At 67.7% G+C, this 19,016-nt stretch carries 19 protein-coding genes; 6 read left to right on the forward strand and 13 right to left on the reverse strand.

What is annotated here, in order from left to right; all coding sequences use genetic code 11:
* Positions 1-54 precede the first annotated feature (54 nt).
* Positions 55-552, reverse strand: coding sequence for a PIN domain-containing protein (locus tag ABIS05_RS22970; protein WP_348012218.1), 498 nt, complete (start codon positions 550-552; stop codon positions 55-57).
* Between the two features lie 2 nt (positions 553-554).
* Positions 555-806 carry a type II toxin-antitoxin system Phd/YefM family antitoxin gene (locus tag ABIS05_RS22975; protein ID WP_348012219.1) on the reverse strand — a complete coding sequence of 84 codons (252 nt, stop codon included), beginning with the start codon at positions 804-806 and terminating at the stop codon, positions 555-557.
* A gap of 196 nt (positions 807-1,002) precedes the next feature.
* On the opposite strand from ABIS05_RS22975, the gene ABIS05_RS22980 reads away from it, so the two are divergent.
* Positions 1,003-2,355 carry a cation:proton antiporter gene (locus tag ABIS05_RS22980; RefSeq protein WP_348012220.1) on the forward strand — a complete coding sequence of 451 codons (1,353 nt, stop codon included), beginning with the start codon at positions 1,003-1,005 and terminating at the stop codon, positions 2,353-2,355.
* A gap of 41 nt (positions 2,356-2,396) precedes the next feature.
* On the opposite strand, the gene ABIS05_RS22985 is transcribed toward ABIS05_RS22980, so the two are convergent.
* Together ABIS05_RS22985 and chrA are read right to left on the reverse strand one after the other, a co-directional pair.
* Positions 2,397-2,792: an HPF/RaiA family ribosome-associated protein gene (locus tag ABIS05_RS22985; protein ID WP_348012221.1), complete on the reverse strand. Its 396-nt coding sequence runs from the start codon at positions 2,790-2,792 to the stop codon at positions 2,397-2,399.
* Positions 2,793-2,853: 61 nt separating this feature from the next.
* Positions 2,854-4,272, reverse strand: coding sequence for a chromate efflux transporter (chrA, locus tag ABIS05_RS22990; protein WP_407074871.1), 1,419 nt, complete (start codon positions 4,270-4,272; stop codon positions 2,854-2,856).
* 209 nt (positions 4,273-4,481) lie between these two features.
* On the opposite strand from chrA, the gene ABIS05_RS22995 reads away from it, so the two are divergent.
* From ABIS05_RS22995 to ABIS05_RS23010, 4 genes are all read left to right on the forward strand, one after another.
* Complete coding sequence (locus ABIS05_RS22995) at positions 4,482-4,916, forward strand: BLUF domain-containing protein (RefSeq protein WP_348012223.1); 435 nt, start codon at positions 4,482-4,484, stop codon at positions 4,914-4,916.
* A gap of 560 nt (positions 4,917-5,476) precedes the next feature.
* Positions 5,477-5,917, forward strand: coding sequence for a VOC family protein (locus ABIS05_RS23000; protein WP_348012224.1), 441 nt, complete (start codon positions 5,477-5,479; stop codon positions 5,915-5,917).
* Between the two features lie 45 nt (positions 5,918-5,962).
* Positions 5,963-6,964, forward strand: coding sequence for an aldo/keto reductase (locus tag ABIS05_RS23005; protein WP_348012225.1), 1,002 nt, complete (start codon positions 5,963-5,965; stop codon positions 6,962-6,964).
* 27 nt (positions 6,965-6,991) lie between these two features.
* Positions 6,992-7,369, forward strand: coding sequence for a hypothetical protein (locus ABIS05_RS23010; RefSeq protein WP_348012226.1), 378 nt, complete (start codon positions 6,992-6,994; stop codon positions 7,367-7,369).
* 411 nt (positions 7,370-7,780) lie between these two features.
* On the opposite strand, the gene ABIS05_RS23015 is transcribed toward ABIS05_RS23010, so the two are convergent.
* The 7 genes from ABIS05_RS23015 to tkt all read right to left on the reverse strand — a co-directional run bounded on the left by ABIS05_RS23015 (position 7,781) and on the right by tkt (position 13,740).
* A complete protein-coding gene (locus ABIS05_RS23015; protein ID WP_348012227.1) occupies positions 7,781-7,975 on the reverse strand; it encodes a hypothetical protein in 195 nt (64 codons plus the stop codon).
* Between the two features lie 163 nt (positions 7,976-8,138).
* Positions 8,139-8,666, reverse strand: coding sequence for a hypothetical protein (locus tag ABIS05_RS23020; protein ID WP_348012228.1), 528 nt, complete (start codon positions 8,664-8,666; stop codon positions 8,139-8,141).
* A gap of 42 nt (positions 8,667-8,708) precedes the next feature.
* Positions 8,709-9,050, reverse strand: coding sequence for a hypothetical protein (locus tag ABIS05_RS23025; protein WP_348012229.1), 342 nt, complete (start codon positions 9,048-9,050; stop codon positions 8,709-8,711).
* A gap of 145 nt (positions 9,051-9,195) precedes the next feature.
* Entirely contained in the window at positions 9,196-9,438 is a 243-nt protein-coding gene (locus ABIS05_RS23030) for a hypothetical protein (protein WP_348012230.1), read from the reverse strand.
* A gap of 144 nt (positions 9,439-9,582) precedes the next feature.
* Positions 9,583-10,581 carry a type I glyceraldehyde-3-phosphate dehydrogenase gene (gene gap / locus ABIS05_RS23035; RefSeq protein ID WP_348012231.1) on the reverse strand — a complete coding sequence of 333 codons (999 nt, stop codon included), beginning with the start codon at positions 10,579-10,581 and terminating at the stop codon, positions 9,583-9,585.
* A gap of 82 nt (positions 10,582-10,663) precedes the next feature.
* Positions 10,664-11,659, reverse strand: coding sequence for a hypothetical protein (locus tag ABIS05_RS23040; protein ID WP_348012232.1), 996 nt, complete (start codon positions 11,657-11,659; stop codon positions 10,664-10,666).
* Between the two features lie 53 nt (positions 11,660-11,712).
* Positions 11,713-13,740 carry a transketolase gene (gene tkt / locus ABIS05_RS23045; protein ID WP_348012233.1) on the reverse strand — a complete coding sequence of 676 codons (2,028 nt, stop codon included), beginning with the start codon at positions 13,738-13,740 and terminating at the stop codon, positions 11,713-11,715.
* A 268-nt stretch (positions 13,741-14,008) separates the two neighbouring features.
* On the opposite strand from tkt, the gene ABIS05_RS23050 reads away from it, so the two are divergent.
* A complete protein-coding gene (locus ABIS05_RS23050) occupies positions 14,009-14,620 on the forward strand; it encodes a hemerythrin domain-containing protein (protein ID WP_348012234.1) in 612 nt (203 codons plus the stop codon).
* On the opposite strand, the gene ABIS05_RS23055 is transcribed toward ABIS05_RS23050, so the two are convergent.
* The gene (locus ABIS05_RS23055) at positions 14,617-17,655 is read right to left on the reverse strand and encodes a P-loop NTPase fold protein (protein ID WP_348012235.1); all 3,039 of its coding nucleotides are present in this window, start codon (positions 17,653-17,655) and stop codon (positions 14,617-14,619) included. The two genes, ABIS05_RS23050 and ABIS05_RS23055, sit on opposite strands and share 4 nt — an antisense overlap.
* Before the next feature lie 92 nt (positions 17,656-17,747).
* Positions 17,748-19,016: GGDEF domain-containing protein (locus tag ABIS05_RS23060; RefSeq protein WP_348012236.1), on the reverse strand; the 1,269-nt coding region annotated here is incomplete at its 5' end.

Below are 19,016 nucleotides of genomic sequence, written 5' to 3' on the forward strand. Positions count from 1 at the left end.
GGATGAAGGCCCCTCTGTGTCTCTGCGCCTCTGTGGCTTTGTTTGAATTTCATATCAGGCCCTGACATACAGGTTCTTCAGCCACTGGTGGCCGGTTTGCGTCCCATGGGCCCAGTCTTCGTCGTCATCGCTGGGCGGTGCCACGTAGCCCGAGGGGTTGAGCAGCTTCACGCGGCCGGCGCGGAAGGCCGAGACGCGGTGCGTCACGAAGGTCAGACCGTGCTCCAGTGCGGTGGCGGCCAGCAGGCCGTCGCGTGTGTTGGCGTAGGGCAGTTGGGCGCGGCGGCGCACGACGGCGGCGTCCACCGCCAGCACGCGGCCCTCGAAGGCCGGCGTGACGCGTTCGTCGATCCACCCCCGCACCACCAGCCCGGCCGCGCGGTCCTTGCGGCCCAGGCGGGCGGCGGCGTTCTCGATCTCCAGCAGGTTGAGCGCCGAGATGAAGAGCTTCTGGCGCGGGATGCCGGCGGCCCAGGCCATCAGCCCGGCGTCGGCCTGGCCGGCCTTGGCCTTTCGGAGTTCCAGCACGATGCCGGTGTCGAGCAGGAACATGGTCAAGCGAGAGGTTCGCGGTGATCCCAGGCGCCGTCGGACGCGGCGTCGGCGTCGTCGATGGCGACCGTCTCGGGCATGGCCAACATCTCCAGGATGTTGTCGCCCTCGCCGGTCAGGCGGCGGTACTCGGCAATGCTCATCAGCACATGCGTGGGCTGGCCACGGTCGGTGATCAGCACTGGCTCTGCCAGCGCGGCGCGCTTGGCAAGGCTGACATCGCGGTTGAACTCGCGGCTGGAGAGGAGCTTCATGGCGATGCGAAATGTACCTACTCGCCTGCCGCTGTGTAAACGAGATGTAGGTACATAGGTACGAATCTGTTCGCCCCAATGGACTTGGCAACGGCGGTAGGCACAGTGCAATCCAGCGTGTCGCCTCGCTGCGGTCCAGCTGAAGACAACGTTGTCGCCGCGCAGCGCCACCGCAAGAAATCAAACAAGCAAGCCTATGGATTTCAATCTCATCGCCATGCTGGGCGACGTGTTCGGCAAGCACGGCCCCGCCGCCGCCGCCGTCGCTAGCACCTACTCGCCAGGCGACTTCAGCATCCACTTCTTCCTGCAGCTGGCCCTCATCATGGGGGCCTGCCGCGTGGTGGGCTGGGCCGGCCGCAAGTTCCTGGGCCAGCCCCAGGTCGTCGGCGAAATGATCGCGGGCGTGATCCTCGGCCCGTCGCTGCTGGGCTTGTATTCCCCCGACCTGCAGGCTGCCGTCTTTCCGAAGGAGATGCGCAGCGTGCTCTACACCGGCGCCCAGCTTGGCGTGGGGCTGTACATGTTCCTGGTCGGCACGACGCTGCGGCTGGACCACTTCGCCAGCAAGGCCAAGAGCGCCATCGGCGTGTCGGTGTCCGGCATCGCGGCGCCGTTCGTCATCGCCTTTCTGATCACGCCGTTCCTGCTCACCGTGCCGGGCTTGTTCGCCGAAGGCATCTCCGCGACCAACGCCACCCTGTTCATGGGCGCCTGCATCGCGCTGACCGCCTTCCCCATGCTGGCCCGCATCATCAATGAGCAGGGCCTGGCCCACACGTCGCTCGGCACGCTCGCACTCACGGCAGGCGCGTTCGACGACGCCGTCTCCTGGTGTGTGCTGGCCCTGGTGTTGGCGGCGTTCGGCGCCGGCCCGGGTGTGGCCGTGCTGGCCATCGGCGGTGGCGTGCTCTGGGCGGCGGCCGTCGTGCTGTTCGGCCGCCGGGTGCTGGCGCCGCTGGGCCGCATGGTGGAGCGTGAAGGACACATGAGCCACACGGTGCTGGGCCTCACGCTGATCGCCTTCTGCGTGTCCGCCTTCGTCATGGACGCCGTCGGCATCCACGCCATCTTCGGCGGCTTCATCATCGGTGCGGTCATGCCGCGCGGCCTGTTCGCCGCCGAGCTGAAGAAGAAGGTCGAGCCGCTCACCGTCATCCTGCTGCTGCCGATGTTCTTCACCTACTCGGGCCTGAACACGCGGCTGGACATGATCAATTCGCTCGACCTGTTCCTGATCGCCCTGGGCGTGCTGGTGGCCTCGGTGCTGGCCAAGTTCGGCGCCTGCTACGTGGCGGCGCGCCTGGCGGGTGAAGACAACCGCACCGCCCTGGGCATCGGCGCGCTGATGAACTCGCGCGGCCTGATGGAGCTCATCATCATCAACATCGGCCTGCAGAAGGGCATCATCGGCCCGGCGCTGTTCTCGATGCTGGTGCTGATGGCGGTGGCGACCACCATGATGGCCACACCGCTGTTCGAGCTGTTCTACGGCCGCAAGGCGCGTGAGTCCGGCGAGCTGGGGGCGGCGCCTGGCGGCATGGCTTGATTCGGCTTTAGCCCCGGACGCCCCCGCTGCCCGTGGGCTCGTCAGGTCAGCGGCATCTCGCGGTCGTCGGTCTCGCGTGCCACGTCAGCACTCAATTCACCTGTTCCAGCATGACGCCGCTCGCGGGCGTGGGCCTTGCCAAGCGCTGATTCGAGCGCATTTTTCAGCTTGTCGGCCGCGCCCGCGATGGCGACGTGCAGGCTGTCGGCGTGATGCTTGACCGCGATGTTCTTCAACCCGGCCACGCGCGCCTCCAGCACGCAGCGCATGTCGTCGGCGCCGGACTTCTCGCTGCCATTGACATCGCCCAGGTGGGCCTCGACGTGCGTCACCTGACCCGCGAAGCGGTCGACGGCGTTGCGGATCACGCTCTCGACGTGCTCGATCAACTTCTCGCGACCTTCGACATGGTTGTCGGTTTCGACCTGCACTTGCATGGCATTTCCTTTTCGACGCGCGGACATCGCGCGATGCGGTGAAGCGGCAAGTGTCGTGCCTTCAAGCGCCCAGGCCGAAGTGCGTCAAGGCAAAGCCCAGGCCCGCGCACAGCCCGAGCAGCGGCATCACGCCCAGCTTGAAGCGGAACAGCGCCACGCCGGCGCCGATGGCGATCAGGGCCGAGACCCAATCGAACCGGCCGGCCCACCCTTGCGGCCACAACACATGCCAGGCGAAGAACACGGCCAGGTTGAGGATGACGCCGACGACGGCGGCCGTAATGGCCGTCAGCGGCGCGGTGAACTGCAGCTTGCCGTGGGTGGACTCGATCAGCGGCCCGCCGGCCAGGATGAAGACGAAGGACGGCAGGAAGGTGAAGCAGGTCACCACGGTGGCGGCGGCCGCGCCGGCCAGGAAGAGGGCGTCGGGCCCGAACAGCTGGCTCGCCCAGCCACCGACGAAGCCGACGAAGGCGACCACCATGATGAGCGGGCCGGGCGTCGTCTCGCCCAAGGCGAGGCCGTCGATCATCTGCGTGCCGCTCAGCCATTGGTGCTGCTCCACGGCGCCCTGGTAGACATAGGGCAGCACCGCGTAGGCGCCGCCAAAGGTCAGCAGCGCGGCCTTGGTGAAGAACCAGCCCATCTGCGTCAGCGCGCCCTGCAGGCCGTAGGCGGCCACGAGGCCGGCCATGGCGGCGAGCCACAGGCCCAGGCCGATGGCGAGCACGCGGGCGAGGCGGCCACGGCTGAAGCGGGCGTGGGGCGGCGTGGGCGTGTCGTCGTCGATAAGGGCCGGGCCGTAGCCCTGCTTGGCCGCGCCGTGGCCGCCGCCGAGGGCGAAGACCTGCGGCGCGCGCCGGCCGCCAAAGTGGCCGATGGCGGCGGCGCCGAGCACGATGAGCGGGAAGGGCGCGCCCAGCGCAAAGATGGCGACGAAGGCGGCCGCCGCGATGCCCCAGAGCCAGCCGTTCTTCAGCGCCCGCGTACCGATGCGGTGGGCGGCGTGCACGACCAGCGCCGTGACAGCCGGCTTCAGCCCGTAGAACAGGCCGGCCACCAGCGGCAACTTGCCGTAGGCGAGATACACCCATGACAGCGCGATGAGGATGAACAGCGACGGCAGCACGAACAGCGCGCCGGCCACCAGCCCGCCGCGCGTGCGGTGCATCAGCCAGCCGATGTAGGTGGCGAGCTGCTGGGCCTCGGGGCCGGGCAGCAGCATGCAGTAGTTCAGCGCGTGCAGAAAACGCTTCTCGCTGATCCAGCGGCGCCGCTCCACCAACTCCGTGTGCATGATGGAAATCTGCCCGGCCGGCCCGCCAAAGCTGATGAAGCCGAGCTTGAGCCAGAAGCGCAGGGCCTCCCAGAAGCCGATGGCTTCGGGGCGTTGCGAGGCGGTGTCGGATGTGTTCAAGAGCGTCTGGGTGGGTGGGACAGGGGTCGGCCGCAATGTAGCGGCTGCCAGCACGCCGGCCATGGATCGCGTCGCCACTGCGGGCTTGCACGCATCCCGGTGCCGCCCAGCCCAACCACAATGGGCCGCATGGGCCGCATGTGGCGCCGGCCTAGTTGATGCCTCGCACAGCGAAAACGTTCTTGGCGAGGTCAATATCCTGCGGTCAGAAGGACGGAGAAGTCCCGTTCATTCGTTGGGCGTCGCAATTCCTTCCTATCCCAGGAGCACGCATGGAACTCACACACTGCATTTACTGCAGCGCCTCGGCGAAGCCCTTCACTGCCTCGGAGCTCAAGACGTTGCTGGATGAATGTCGTGAGAAGAATGCGAAGGTGGACGTCACTGGCATGCTTCTGTATCGCGATGGAACGTTTTTCCAAGCGCTGGAGGGTGATCGATCCGTCGTCGAAGCACTGTTCGAAACGATAGCGAGTGACAAGCGCCACAACCGAGTCACGAAGGTCATTCTGGAGCAGATCGAGCAGCGCGCCTTTGCTTCGTGGACGATGGGGTACTCGAAAATCACGGCAAAGGAACTCGCGGACATCCCGGGCCTCAATGACTTCTTCGCGCAAGGGAAGTCGTATCTTGAACTCGGTGAAGGTAGGGCCAAGACGCTGCTGAATGCGTTCAAGGAGGGAAAGTGGCGGCTGTCACTGGCATGAGCTATGAACGCGATGCCTAACAACGCCCAACAGACTGCACATCTACAGGCGGCCCCTTTGCACTCAGATGTTGCGCGCCAACCAGTGGTGGCCCGCGAGGTTGCCCTGCAGGCGCGTTTTCAAGCGCTTGGAGAGCTCATGCCGACCTCCTTGCCAAGACGACGTGAAGGTAGTCCAAACGCGTGGCAGCCGAAAAGGCGACGTGTGAAGCCTTCCCTGGCTCTTTTGGGATGGATGCGCGGCGTGGGGGGGGCGGATGGCCAGCAGCATTTCCGTTATGAGCTCAGTCATTTTCTTGATCGCTGCGGTGCCGAAGTGCCGTTAAGCTAACGGCTCATCTGTTTGTCTCCTCCACCGCCCCTGGGTGGATTTCAACCCTTCACCCGGCCCGCCGGCTGAAGGGTTTTTTCTAGGGGACGTCGGTGGATGTCGATGAATGTCGGGCGAAGGACGCGGCCCGAACCGGTCGTTGCAACTCGGCCTCGGCTGCGCACTACCCGCGCACTCGCTGTTGCCTAACATTCCCATTCCACTCACCCCGCCCGGGAATAGGAGCGCCCATGGAAACTCAGGAATTGCATCGCGGCCGGCTGATCGACCATCTTCACCTCGTCGTGCGCGACCTGGCGGCCAGCCAGCGCTTCTACGAAGCCGTCTTCAAGGTGCTGGACATTCCCATCGGTGGCACAGGCGACAGCTATTTCTGGGCGGACGAACTGTTCGTCTCGACCGCCCAAAGCGAGGCCGCGCAGGGCCAGCTGACGGGCCGCGTGCACCTGGCCTTCCAGGCCAAGGACCGTGCGACGGTCGACGCCTTCCACTCCGCCGCCGTGCGCGCGGGCGGAACCGACAACGGGCCGCCCCGCCTCCGCGACCCCGCGACGGGATACCCGCCGGGCTACTACGCCGCCTTCGTGCTGGACCCCGACGGCAACAACATCGAAGCCGTCTTCCACGGTGAAGCCAGGCGCAGCGCGGCGTCTGTCAAGGTCACGTTCTGAGCGGCCGGGCCCACTACAAGCAGGTACTCGCCTACGATCCCGCAGATGAGCTACACCCCTGACCCACAACGCTACGAACGCCAGCCCTACCGCCGCAGCGGCCGCAGCGGGTTGCTGCTGCCCACGCTGTCCCTCGGCTTGTGGCACAACTTCGGCGATGTGGACCGTTTCGACACCGCGCGCGAGATGGTGCTCGGCGCCTTCGACCGCGGCATCACCCACTTCGACCTGGCCAACAACTACGGCCCGCCGCCCGGCTCGGCCGAGACCACGATGGGCCGCCTGTTGCGCGAGGAACTGCATGCCCACCGCGACGAGCTGATCATCTCCACCAAGGCCGGTTACCGCATGGGCCCGGGGCCTTACGGCGAATGGGGTTCACGCAAATACATGCTCGCCAGCCTGGACGCGAGCTTGAAGCGGCTGGGCCTGCCCTACGTCGACATTTTCTATTCCCACCGCCCCGACCCGCACACCCCGCTCGAAGAGACCATGGGCGCGCTGGACCACGCGGTGCGCAGCGGGCGCGCGCTGTATGTGGGCGTGTCCAACTACTCGGTCGAGCAGACGCGCGAGGCCAGCGCCATCCTGCGCCGGCTGGGCACGCCCTGCGTCATCCACCAGCCGCGCTACAGCATGCTGGATCGCTGGGTGGAGGGCGGCTTGTTGGACACGCTGGCCGACGAAGGCATCGGCTGCATCGCGTTCTCGCCGCTCGCGCAGGGCATCCTGACGGAGCGTTACCTGGCCTCGGCCATCCCGGCGGACTCGCGTGCGGCCAAGGGCGGCTTCCTGAAGTCGACCGACATCACGCCGGGCAAGCTGGCTGCGGTTCGTGGCCTCAAGGCACTTGCCGACGCGCGCGGCCAGACGCTGCCGCAGCTGGCGCTGACCTGGGTGCTGCGGCACGCCGGCATGACGTCGGTGCTGGTCGGCGCGAGCCGGCTGGCGCAGATCGACGACGCGCTCGGTGCGGCGAATGGGGCGGTGTTGACGGGCGAGGAATTGGCGGCGGTGGAAGCTGCGTTGGGCTTGGCGCGGCAGTAGGCTTGGGCGACGGTTGCGGGGAGCCTCATGGGCCGACTTTCAACGCGCCTGGTGCATGTTGCGACTGCGGCCTTCTTCGGCCTTGTCCTCTTCGCGGTGCTCTATGCCGGCCCGGCGAGGCGTTGCGAGGCAGGCGGTGGCAAATGGAACCTCACTGCGCAAGCCTGCATCACGCCCTCGTGCTACCGGTCTGGCAGTTGCGGCCAGTGGGCCTACCCCGCTGCCTGGTGTTCGAAGGTCAAGCCAGGCGACGACCGCGCCAGCGTTCATTTCCATTTGGGCGATCCGGATCAGGTCGGCGTCGATGAAGCGATCTGGCATGCCGACAAGGGATCGTCGGACCTCATCGTGGCCAAGTTCCGTGGCGATGCGCTGCAGAGTCTTTCCTGCCCAGTGGCGCCCTGACGGCCGCCGCTGGCTTGTCATGGCGCTGTAGGCGCCAGGCCAATCTCAGTTCGCCGCGAAGCAGTACAGCAGCCCCGCCCACCCGCCGCCGCCAGCTTGGGCTGGCTGCAGCCCCGGCTCGCGTGGGCGGAGTTCCACGAGGCGTTGCCGCCGCCGATGCGGTCGAAGTGGCCGAGCTGGACGGAGCCGTCCTCGGCGCCGCTCGTGTAGTTCTTGTAAGTCTTATCGGCGCCTTCGGAGTAGGCGCGGCCGTCCGGCGTGGAGCGGTCAGGATGTCGTGCTCGTTGGGCGTGTCGCCAGCGGCCTTGGGGCTTTTGCTCTCTCGGTCAGCGCAGTGTTTCGCGTCAGGTTGCTGCCGAGCTGGGCCGGCTCCAGCGTGTCGCCATGCAGATGGGCGACGTGGAACCCGCTTCAGCGCCGGCGGGCCGCTTTGAGCTTGCCCTGCCAGATGGCGCGCACCAGCGAGTACGTGCACATCACGCCGACTGCGCCGCCCATGGCGAGCGGCAGCATGGAATCCGTGGCGCTGGTCACGCCGGCGCCGATGACGATGCTGACGATGCCGAGCATGTAGTTGAGGAGGAAGCGGTTTCTGGGCTTGGACACGGCAGTCAGGCGGAGCAGGGGCCGTGTCAGTATGGGCGTGAAGCGCCGGGCGCCGCCTGGCGGTAACCGCTGCCGCCAAGCGGCGGCGTGCAAAACGTCTCGGCACCCCGCAAAGAAAACGGCAGCTGACCCGCAGCTGCCGTCTCCCCGCGAGTGCCGGCTATCAGCGATAGACGTGCTGGCCGTTCGAGGTCGTCCAGTGCCGCTCGAAGTGCTCGGCGTCTTCGTCCGACTTGGCGCGCACGCCCATCAGGATGCCGCCGCGCTTGAGGCCTTCCTCGTAGTGCTTGACACGCTCCTCCGGGATGCTCCAGCCGATCAGCGCACCCACGAGGCCGCCGCTGGCCGCCCCGGCACCGGCACCGGCAATGGCCGCAGCCAGCGGGCCGGCCACGACGAGGCCCAGGCCCGGAATCGCGACACTTGTGCCCACGGCGGCCACGGCTGCGGCGATGGCGCCCAGCGTGCCGCCGATCGCGCCGCCAATGCCGGCGCCTTCAGCCGCCTTGTTGCCCAGCTCGGTCTCGGTGCCGGCCGCGGCGAAGTGGCGCTGGCGGGTTTCGTCGGACATCACGACGTTCACGTCATTCTTGCCATAACCGCGCTCACTGGCGGCGTTGTAGGCGGATTCGGCGCTGGCGCGATCAGGGAACAGGCCTGTCACGAGGCGGCGGTCGTTGGGATTGTTCATGGCAGTCTCCTTGCGTGGATGGGTGTAAGGGAGTGAGCTCTCTCAGTTGCGGTCGGCACGCGGCGCGCGGGTCGCGTCGCGGGTGCTGTTGCGCGTGGTGTCGCTGGCAAGCGTCGTGCCATCGGCGTTCGACAAACCGTCGACCTTGGACTCGGCCTTGTTGGCTGCCTGTTTGGCGCGGTCGGCGGCCGTCGGGCCGGTGCGCACGACGGTGGCCACGTCGGAGCGCTTGATGGCCTTCTCATTGGCTGCCTTGGCGGTTTCGGTGCTTGTCCCCACCGCGTTGGGCGCCGAGGCGGCGGGTGCAGTGGGGGTTTGGGCGAAGGCAGCGCCGCAGGCAGCGGCGAGGGCCAGGATGGCGGTAAAACGTGGGGTGGCGTTCATGGAGGGCTCCTTAGAAGTTCGATGGAACATAACGAATCTTCTAAGGGCTGCCCAAGCGGGTGCGTGAGGCGCCACGAACTCTGCGCGTAGGACGCGGCCCTGGGCGCCTCGCCGACCGATGCAGCGGCCGGCGGCAACGGGCCGGTCAGTTCGCCGCGAAGCAGTACAGCAGCCCCGCACCACCCGTCGCCACCAGCGTGGGCTGGCTGCAGCCACGGCTGCCGTGCGCGGAGTTCCACGACGCATTGCCCCCCGTGCGGTCGAAATGACCCAGCTGCACCGACTCCTCGTCAGCGCCGCTCGTGTAGTTTTTGCAGGTCTTGTCGGTACCTTCGGGGAAGGCGAGCCGTCGGGCGTGGAGCCGGTCAGGAAGTCTTGGGGCGTTCACCCTGCGGGCCGAGCGCCGGGCCGCCCCCAAGCCGGCCCGCCTGGCGATGTGCGAGCGGGGCTTTCCCCGCGAGCATCGCCGTCCCCTCGGGGGACCGGCCAGACTTGCCCGCGTTCAGCGCGGCAAGCCTGGACGAGGGGCTCCTTAGCCAGCGACGACGCGAACCATTTCGAGCACCTTGTTCGAGTAGCCCCACTCGTTGTCGTACCAGGACACCAGCTTCACGAAGGTGCTGTCCAGCGCGATGCCGGCGTCGGCGTCGAAGATCGACGTACGCGCATCGCCACGGAAGTCGGTCGCGACGACCTTGTCTTCCGTGTAGCCCAGCACGCCCTTCAGCGCGCCTTCGCTCTGGGCCTTGAACTCGGCGCAGATCTCGGCGTAGGTGGCCTCGCTGTTCAGCTCCACAGTCAGGTCGACGACCGACACGTCGCTGGTGGGCACGCGGAAGGCCATGCCGGTCAGCTTCTTGTTCAGCTCGGGGATGACCTTGCCGACGGCCTTGGCGGCGCCGGTGCTGCTGGGGATGATGTTCTCCAGGATGCCGCGGCCGCCGCGCCAGTCCTTGTTGCTCGGGCCGTCCACGGTTTTCTGCGTGGCGGTGGCCGCGTGCACGGTGGTCATCAGGCCGCGCTTGATGCCCCACTTGTCGTTCAGCACCTTGGCCAGCGGGGCCAGGCAGTTGGTCGTGCACGACGCGTTGGAGATGATGGCTTCGCCGGCGTACTTGGTGTGGTTCACACCGAAGACGAACATCGGCGTCTCGTCCTTGGACGGTGCCGAGAAGATGACCTTCTTCGCGCCCGCTGCCAGGTGCTTCTCGCCGCCGGCCTTGTCCAGGAAGATGCCCGTGGCTTCGATGACGATGTCGGCGCCGATGGCGGCCCACTGCAGCTCGGACGGGTCCTTTACGGCGGTCAGGCGGATCTTCTTGCCGTTCACGACCAGCGTGTTGCCGTCCACCGAAACTTCACCGTCGAACTTGCCGTGCACGCTGTCGTACTTGAGCATGTAGGCCAGGTAGTCGGGCTCAAGCAGATCGTTGATCGCGACGACCTCGATGTCCTTGAAGTTCGCGACAGCGGCACGGAACACCATGCGTCCGATGCGGCCGAAGCCGTTGATGCCGATCTTGATGGTCATGGGGAAAGTCTCCAGAGGATGAAAAATTCGCGCGGGCGCCGATTCTCAACGATTCGGGTAACGGGGCGGTTTCAGTGTGATTTCAGCCGCCCGGCCCTGCCGCGAACTGGCCACAGGGAATGTCGATGACCATGGACTCATCAAACAACCAGTCCTGGGAGCGCTGGTCCAACTCGATCTCGAGCCCAGCCAGCCAACGGAGGAATTCCAGGCGGTTAGGGTCGCGCCGACCGACCTCGGCCGCAGTGTTGGGAAGATGAGGCCGCCGCTGTGTCCAAGTGACCTTGAAGGGGCAGGCCATGGAGTCGAAGTCGAAGGACGCGTGCAGGGCGTTGTGCCCTTTCACCCAGCCCATGAACTTGGACAGCGGCACCTCAGCTTCGCGGAATTTCGGCGGCTTTGCGGACGTGAAGACGTACACGAACAGCTGATCGAAGGCGTAAGGCGAATCGCCCGCCTGACGACACGGCATCCGGTACTCCTCCAGATACTCAAGAATGGCTTTCTTGGGTCGTGGCCCGGCGTTGGAGTAGAGGATCTGTACTTTCGGCGGCTGCTGACCGTCGCCATCGAAGCGAACCAGGGCCAAGGTCTTGACTATTGGATCCTCCATCTGCGAATAGACGAACTCAGGCGCCTTGCGCGGCATGACGACACACTTCTTCGAGACTGCCTGCTCTGACCACGTTTGAGCCGCTGATATCCGGACCGGCGCGTCGCCGGCAAATACGAATTCCTGGACCACGGCGAGCGGGGCGCCGTCCAGAGGCAGGCAAGGCATGCGATAGCCCTTCAGGTAGTCGAACACCTGATCCTGCATGGGCTCATCGGCCGTGTTGGCCAGCATCTCCACCCGAGGGGCGGCAACGGCGCTCTCAAACACCAGCTTCACCCGAACCAGGCGCGAGCTTCGCGGCTGATCCCGCAGGCGCGCGCGCATTTCGCGCGGCAGTTCCGGAGGCGATCTGGGGTTGAGCAGACAGGCCAGCAGCGGATCGGCACTGCCATCCGGCAAGGCTGGCTGCGCATGCGCAGCCAGCGCGTACAAGACGAAAGTCAAAAAGATGATGATGCGCATCGCACCTCCACTGGCTGTCATGGCAGGGAGGGTTTTACCGCAAGACTGCAGCGTTATTTCTTCTTCAACACCGCCTTCACCGTCGCCGCCACATTCTCCGGCGTGAAGCCGAAGTGCTTGAACAGCACGCCGGCCGGGGCCGATTCGCCGAAGGTGTCGATGCCGACGACCGCGTCCACGCCGTACTTCCACCAGAAGTCGCTAACGCCCATCTCGACCGCCACGCGCGGCAGGCCCTTGGGCAGCACGCTCTTCTTGTAGTCCTTGTCCTGGCGGTCGAACACGTTGGTCGACGGCATGGAGACGACGCGCACCTTGATGCCTTCGTCGGCCAGCAGCGCCTTGGCGGCCATGGCCAGCTGCACCTCGGAGCCCGTCGCGATGATGACGGCCTCGGCCTTGCTCTTGCCCTTGGCGCTGACGGGGTCGTGCAGCACGTAGGCGCCCTTGGCGATCTCGTCGACGTTGGTCTTGGGCGAGTAGGTCAGGTTCTGGCGCGACAGGGCCAGCAGGCTGGGGCGCTGGGCGTTGCCGATGGCCATGGTCCAGGCGACGACGGTCTCGGTCGTGTCGGCCGGGCGCCAGACGTCCAGGCCGGGGATCAGGCGGAGGCTGGCGACGTGCTCGATGGATTGGTGCGTCGGGCCGTCTTCACCCAGGCCGATGGAGTCGTGCGTCATCACATGGATGACGCGCGCCTTCATCAGCGCGGCCATGCGGATGGCGTTGCGGCTGTAGTCGCTGAAGGTGAGGAAGGTGCCGCCGTAGGGGATGAAGCCGCCGTGCAGCGCCACGCCGTTCATGATGGCCGCCATGCCGAATTCGCGAACGCCGTAGTTGATGTGACGGCCGTTGTTCGGCACGCCGTCGGCGTCGAAGCGCAGGTTGGGCGTGGAGCTGGTGTTGGTGAGGTTGGAGCCGGTCAGGTCGGCGCTGCCGCCCAGCAGTTCGGGCAGGGCGAGCGTGAAGGCTTCGAGTGCCAGCTGGCTGGCCTTGCGGCTGGCGATGGTCTGCGCTTCAGCGTGGGCCTTGACGACCGCGTCCACGGCGACCTGCGCGAAGTTGGCAGGCAGCACGCCGGCCATGCGGCGCTGGAACTCGGCGGCCAGCTCGGGGTGGGCCGTGGCGTAGGCGTCGAAGCGCTCGTCCCAGGCCGCCTCGACCTTCGCGCCGCTGGCCTTGGCGTCCCAGGCGGCGTAGACCTCGGCAGGCACCGAGAAGGGCTCGTGCGTCCAGCCCAGGGCTTCTCGGGTCAGCTTGATCTCTTCGGCACCCAGCGGCTCGCCGTGGGCCTTGCTCGTGTTGGCGCGGTTGGGCGAGCCCTTGCCGATGGCCGTCTTGGCGATGATGAAAGTGGGCTTGTCGGTGCTCTTCCTGGCCTTGGCGATGGCGGCGTCCAGCGCGTCCACGTCATGGCCGTCCACCGGGCCGATGACATTCCAGCCGTAGGCCTGGAAGCGCTTGGCGGTGTCGTCCGCGAACCAGGGCGCGACCTGGCCGTCGATGCTGATGCCGTTGTCGTCGTAGATGGCGATCAGCTTGTTCAGCTTCCAGGCGCCGGCCAGCGACGCGGCTTCGTGCGAGATGCCTTCCATCAGGCAGCCGTCGCCCAGGAAGGTGTAGGTGTGGTGGTCGACGATGACGTGCTTGTCACAGTTGAAGTCGCGCGCCAGCAGCTTCTCGGCCAGCGCCAGGCCGACGGCGTTGGTCATGCCCTGGCCCAGCGGGCCGGTGGTCGTCTCGATGCCCGGCGTGACGCCCACTTCCGGGTGACCAGGCGTCTTGCTGTGCATCTGGCGGAAGTTGCGCAGCTCGTCGATGGGCAGCGCATAGCCGGTCAGGTGCAGCACCGAATAGATCAGCATCGAACCGTGTCCGTTGGACAGCACGAAGCGGTCGCGGTTGGCCCAGAGCGGGTTGGCCGGGTTGTGCTGCAGGTGGCGGCCCCACAGCGCCACGGCGATGTCGGCCATGCCCATGGGCGCGCCGGGGTGGCCGGAGTTGGCCGCCTGCACCGCGTCCATCGCGAGTGCGCGGATCGCGTTGGCCATCTGGGTGGGGGAGGCGGTCGATGCAGTCATGGACGAGGCTTTCTTGGGGCTGAAGGGCAAAACGCGGGATTCTACGGAGGGAGTGTTTCAACCCAGGAACGGCAGTGGCGCCCGCCCGAGGGCGTGGCGAGGCGGGCCGATGGCAAGGCGCGACGACGCTGCGGGCTCGTGCCCGCGAGGAGAAGCAACGCGGCCAGCGGTCTGAAGCGCCAGGCCAGCGGGTGCGCGCCACTGCCGTTCCTGGGTTCATTGATCCAGCGCAAGGCTCGCGCGTCGTCGCTGCGCGACGCTTGGCGGCATGTCTGCCTTGACCATGCCGCTCGCCGTTCGCGTCATCCGCGCCGAGCACGACGCCCTCGCGGCCATGCTGCGCACGCTGCCCCTGCTGCTGGCGGCCCAGCGCCTTGCCTTGGTGCCGCCCGACTTCGGCGCGCTGCGGGCCATGCTCTTTTATGTCGACGAATTTCCAGAACGCTTGCATCACAAAAAGGAAAGCGAGCTGCTCTTCCCCAAGCTGCGCGCGCTGGTGCCGGGCTTGCGCGGGACGCTGGACGACCTGGAGATGGACCACGCCCAGGGCGAACGCGCCATCCGCGAGCTGCAGCATTCGCTGCTGGCCTGGGAGCAGATGGGCGAGAGCCGGCGCGACAAGTTCGAGCAGCAGCTGCGCGTCTATTCCACGCGCTACCTGCGCCACATGAAGCGTGAGGAGACCGAGATACTGCCGCATGCGGTGCGGCATTTCAGCGCCGACGACTGGGCCGAGCTGGACGAAGCCTTCGGCGGCCACCAGGACCCGCTCGCACCCCGCGCTGGGCAGGCGGTGGACGAGGCTTATGCGCCGCTGCGGCAGCGCATCCTGGCGGAGTTGCCGGCGCCGTTTGGGTGGGGGCCGGCGTTGGGGGCTTAGGCGGGCTCGGCTTGGGGCGACTGCCTGGAGCGGACGATGAAGCGAAAGCCCACGTCGTCGCGGCTCTCGTCGCGCGCGATGCGGTCGACAGCGGCGGAGCGGGTCTGCGCGAAGCTGCTGCGGAACGAGCCGCCACGGACCGCGTGCCAGCCGGTGTCGGTGCCGGGCTGGCCCTCCGGGTCGACCCAGGTCTCGGGGTGGCGCCGTTCGGGCGTCAGCAAATCGCGGCACAGCTCCGCGACGTTGCCGTGCATCTGGAACATGCCCCAGGCATTGGCGGCCAACGCCCCAACGGGCAGCATCGTCGAGCCTTCAGCATTCACAGACTGCGCCGCCACCTCATCGCCGAAAGCAAACAGGGTGCGTGTGCCGGCCCGGCAGGCGCTCTCCCATTCGGCTTCGCTGGGCAGGCGTATTTCGGTATCGGGCAGCCACTGCTCCAACTGGTTCAGGAAGGAATCGACATCCATTGCCCTGATGCCTGTGGCCGGGAGGCTGGCATCGCCGCCCGGCATTTCTTCGCCCATCACGGTGCACCACAGCGCACGGGAACACGCCGTGTCTGCCATCCAGAACCCTTCGCTCAAGCTGACCGTGCGCAGTTCACCTTCCTCGGCGGGGCCGTTGGGTGACCCCATGGCCAGCTTGCCCCGAGGCACCCAGCGCAGCAGCTGATGCACTCGGTTGCCGCTTTCGCGCCGGTTCAGGCGTAGCGATGCGTGTACCCCGTAGCGGCCGTCCGAGCCAAGGTTGACGCCGATTTGGGCCATCGTGCCCTCGATGGGCCGCGTGGCGCAGGCCCAGCCACGCGGGATGAGCCAGTCGGCCGGCGCCTTCGTGGGCGTCGTCCGCAGCCACACGCGTGTGCCGCCGAGCAGCGGCGGCGCGAGCAGGGCGAGATCGTCCTCGGCATGTACGCCGTGCGCCCAGTCCGGGCGTTTGATCACGTTCAGCACCGGCTCGCCAAACTGGCGCAGCAGATCCAGCACCGCCGCCTGCGACAAGTGGGGCTTGAGCTCCTGCAACAGGAACTGCGTCTGGTCGGCCGGCGCGCCACGTTCGATCCAGGCATTCAGCTGCGCCGTCAACTTGCCGGCGCGCAACATGACCCACAGCCCGGCCGGGAACACGCGGTCACGCAAGGCCGCGCCTTCGCGCGACAGTGCTACGCGCACCAGTTCCCGATCGCCTGAATCCACGGCCTCCAGCAGCGCACGCTCGTTCTCCAGGCGGGCCTCCTGGGGGGCAGTGGCCAGCGGCTCGGCGTCCCGTTCGACAGCGCCTTCCGCCCGCACGGCTGCCGCAGGCGCCATGGCCTTTGGCTCGGTGACCTGGGTGGGCGACGCGGGCGCGGCTGCCGGAAGGTCGATCACGGGCGGCGCCGTGGTGGCCGGTGAGGCAGGTGAGTCGGATGAGGACGAAGACGCCGCCGATGTGCTGGCATCCGGCACATCCATCACCTCGGTGAACACCAGCAACGCTCCCAACTGGGCTCCTTTCAGCTCAGCGTTCTCGTGCAACTCGCCCACGCGGGCCAGTAGTTCCAGCAGGTCGAAGCCGGAGCGATTGTTCATCGCCGCCTCGCACAGGTCCGGCAGGCGTTGCAGCACCAACTGGTGCTGAAGCCGCACCGGCGAATCGACGCCACGCACCTGCGCCTGCAGCGCCAGGCGCAGGCCGGCGACGTCTCGGAACAGCGCGTCGGTGCGCCACTGCGACAGTGTGATGAGGTACTGCGCGCCGTGCAGCCGCAGGTAGCGGTACAGCGCCGGCGCAAACAGCTGCAGCGCGCAGACGATGGCCAGCCATTCGCGGCGGCGCGGCGTCTTGGCGTCGCCCGCGCCCAGCGATTCGGCCAGCGCCAGCAACGAGTTCATGCGGTGCAGCTTGCGCGGCACGCCGGGGGTGATGGCGGCCACCAGCGTGGCCAGGTCGTTGGGCTGGCCGGAGGCGTCGGCGAACCAGTCGGCCCATTTGTCGGCCAGGAAGTCGCGCGCCGCCGCGCCCGTCGGCCTCGGCAGCCGCACCGGCAAATGCACCAGCTTCTCCAGGTACTCCGCCCCGGTGATCGGCGTCAGCCCCTCGCGACCCTGCAGCGCGTAGTCGCGGTAGCGGTGGGCGATGCCGCGCTCGATGACTTCCTCGTCCAGCGCCAGCACGAAGGCGCAGCCTTCCACCTCCAGGAAGAGCTTGATCGCCTCCAACACCTCGACGGCCTTGTCGGGCAGGCAGCGGTCGAGGTCGTCGACGAGGAAGACGAGGTTGAGCTGGAAGTCGTGCTCGGGCGGCAGCTCGCCGGTGCCCAGCCACAGGCCGCTCGCACGCAAGCGCCAGAGCAGGCGCGGCCACCAGCCCAGGCCCCGGTACTTGAGCCGCTGCCGGTGTAGCGCCAGCGCCTTGGGGTTGCGGCCGGTGACGGCCTTCAGATGCTCCAGGAAGTCGTAGTACAGGCTGTGCAGCGAGTCGGCCGGCAGGGCCAGGCGGCGGGCCTGCTGCAGCGCTTCGCGGCGCTGGCGCCAGCGGGCCCAGGCCGAGGGCTCTGCTTTGCCGGCTTCGGCCTTCAGCTCGGGCAGCTTGAGCACCACGCCTTGCGTCGCCAGCGCCGTTTGCAGCAGCTCGCGGCCGCCGTGCTGGTAGACGGTCTGGGCCAGGTCACCGAGCAGCACGAGGCGGTCGGACAGGCGCTCGTTGCGGCGGATGTCGGCGCCCAGGCTCTCCTCCAGCGCCTTGCGCAAACACTGCTGGGCCACGCGCAGCAGCGGCACCAGCAGGTGCTCCTCGCGCTCGTAGCGCCAGGCGTTGAAGGGCACGACGACGGTCAGCGCGTGTTCGCCCCCGCCCTTGCTGCGCTCCTGAAGCGCCACGGCCACCGTCTGCAGCAGCCGGCTCTTGCCCGCGCCCCATTCCCCGAACACGCCCACCACCAGGGCCGGCTCGGTGCTGCTGCCCGCGCCCGGCTGCAGGCTGGCGGCCAGCTCGGCGACGATGCGCTGCGCGAGCGCGGCGTGGCCGAAGGCGAGGAGGGGCGGCGGCATGGCGCGGATGCTATGCCGCAGGCTGGCGGCGCTGCTTGGCTTTCATCCGCTCGGCAGAGGACGACGACAGCGTCAGCCGCCCCTGGCGTCATTCAGGGCGGCGGGGCCGGGCCACGCAGCACGTCCAGCTGCGTGCTCGCCAGCCATTCGCTCGGTGGCCGCTGCAGCAGCTGCTGCAGCCCCTGCTCGTCGAGCCCGTGCGCCGCCGCCAGCACGCCGACCCAGCGGTTGCGGCCGCTGCGCTTGGCCTCGTAGAGAGCGCCGTCGGCCACGTCGACGACGGCGCTCCAGGCCAGCGCGCGGGGATGGGCCGGTGCCAGCGGGAAGCAGGCGAAGCCGATCGAACAGGTGCGCACCAGCAACTGGCCGTCGGGCAGCACGAAGGGCTTGCCAGCCACGGCCTGGCGGATGCGTTCGGCGTGCTTGGCGGCGTGCAGGCGCGAGCCGTCGCGGGCGACGATGAGGAACTCCTCACCGCCCCAGCGCACCAGATGGTCGCTGTCGCGGCAGCCCTGGCGCAGCCGCTCGCTCAGTTGCACCAGCACCGCGTCGCCGGCCGAGTGGCCGTATTGGTCATTGACCTGCTTGAAGTGGTCGATGTCGATCAGCAGGAAGACGAGGTCGCTGGCCTCGTTCGGCGCCGCTGCCCTGCGGCGCAGTGCCAGCGCGACATCGGCCTCGATGTGCTGGGTCAGATAGCGGCGGTTGTGCAGGCCGGTCAGCGGATCGCTGAGGCTGGATATCTCCAGCGCCGCAGACTTCTGCCGCAGCTCCTCGGACAAGGCCCGCAGCTCGGCCGTGCGCTCTTGCACGCTCTGCTCCAGCCAGGCCTGGCGGCGCTGCAACTGGCGGGTGCGCAACAGCACCAGGCCCAAGACCGCCAGCACGGCCAGCAGGCCGGCGAGGGTGCGTGCCCACCAGGTCTGCCACCAGGCCGGCAGCACTTCCACCGCGATGCGCAGCGGCGGCTCGCTCCAGTCGCCGAGGCGGTTGCTTCCCTGCAGCAGCAGCTCGTACTTGCCGGGCGCCAGGTTGGCATAGCTGGCCACACGCCGCTCGGCGGAGGCCGCGATCCAGTCCTCGTCATAGCCCTGCAGCCGGTAACGGTAGCGGTTGAGCAACGGGGCGCTGAAGTCCAGCGACGCGAAGCCGACCGAAAAGGCCCGCTGCTGCGGCGCCAGCGTCAGGCCCCGGGCGAGCAGGCCGGCGGGCAGGTCGCGGTTGTCGACGCGCAGCTCCGTGGCCACCAACGGCGGCTTGAAGGCCCAGCGCTTGTAGCGCTGCGGCTCGGTGACGAGCAGGCCGGTGCTGCCACCGAACAGCATGCGGCCGTCGCTCAACTTGCCGTAGGCCCGGAACCA

Source organism: Roseateles sp. (assembly GCF_039929605.1).
Classification (GTDB): Bacteria; Pseudomonadota; Gammaproteobacteria; order Burkholderiales; family Burkholderiaceae_C; genus Pelomonas.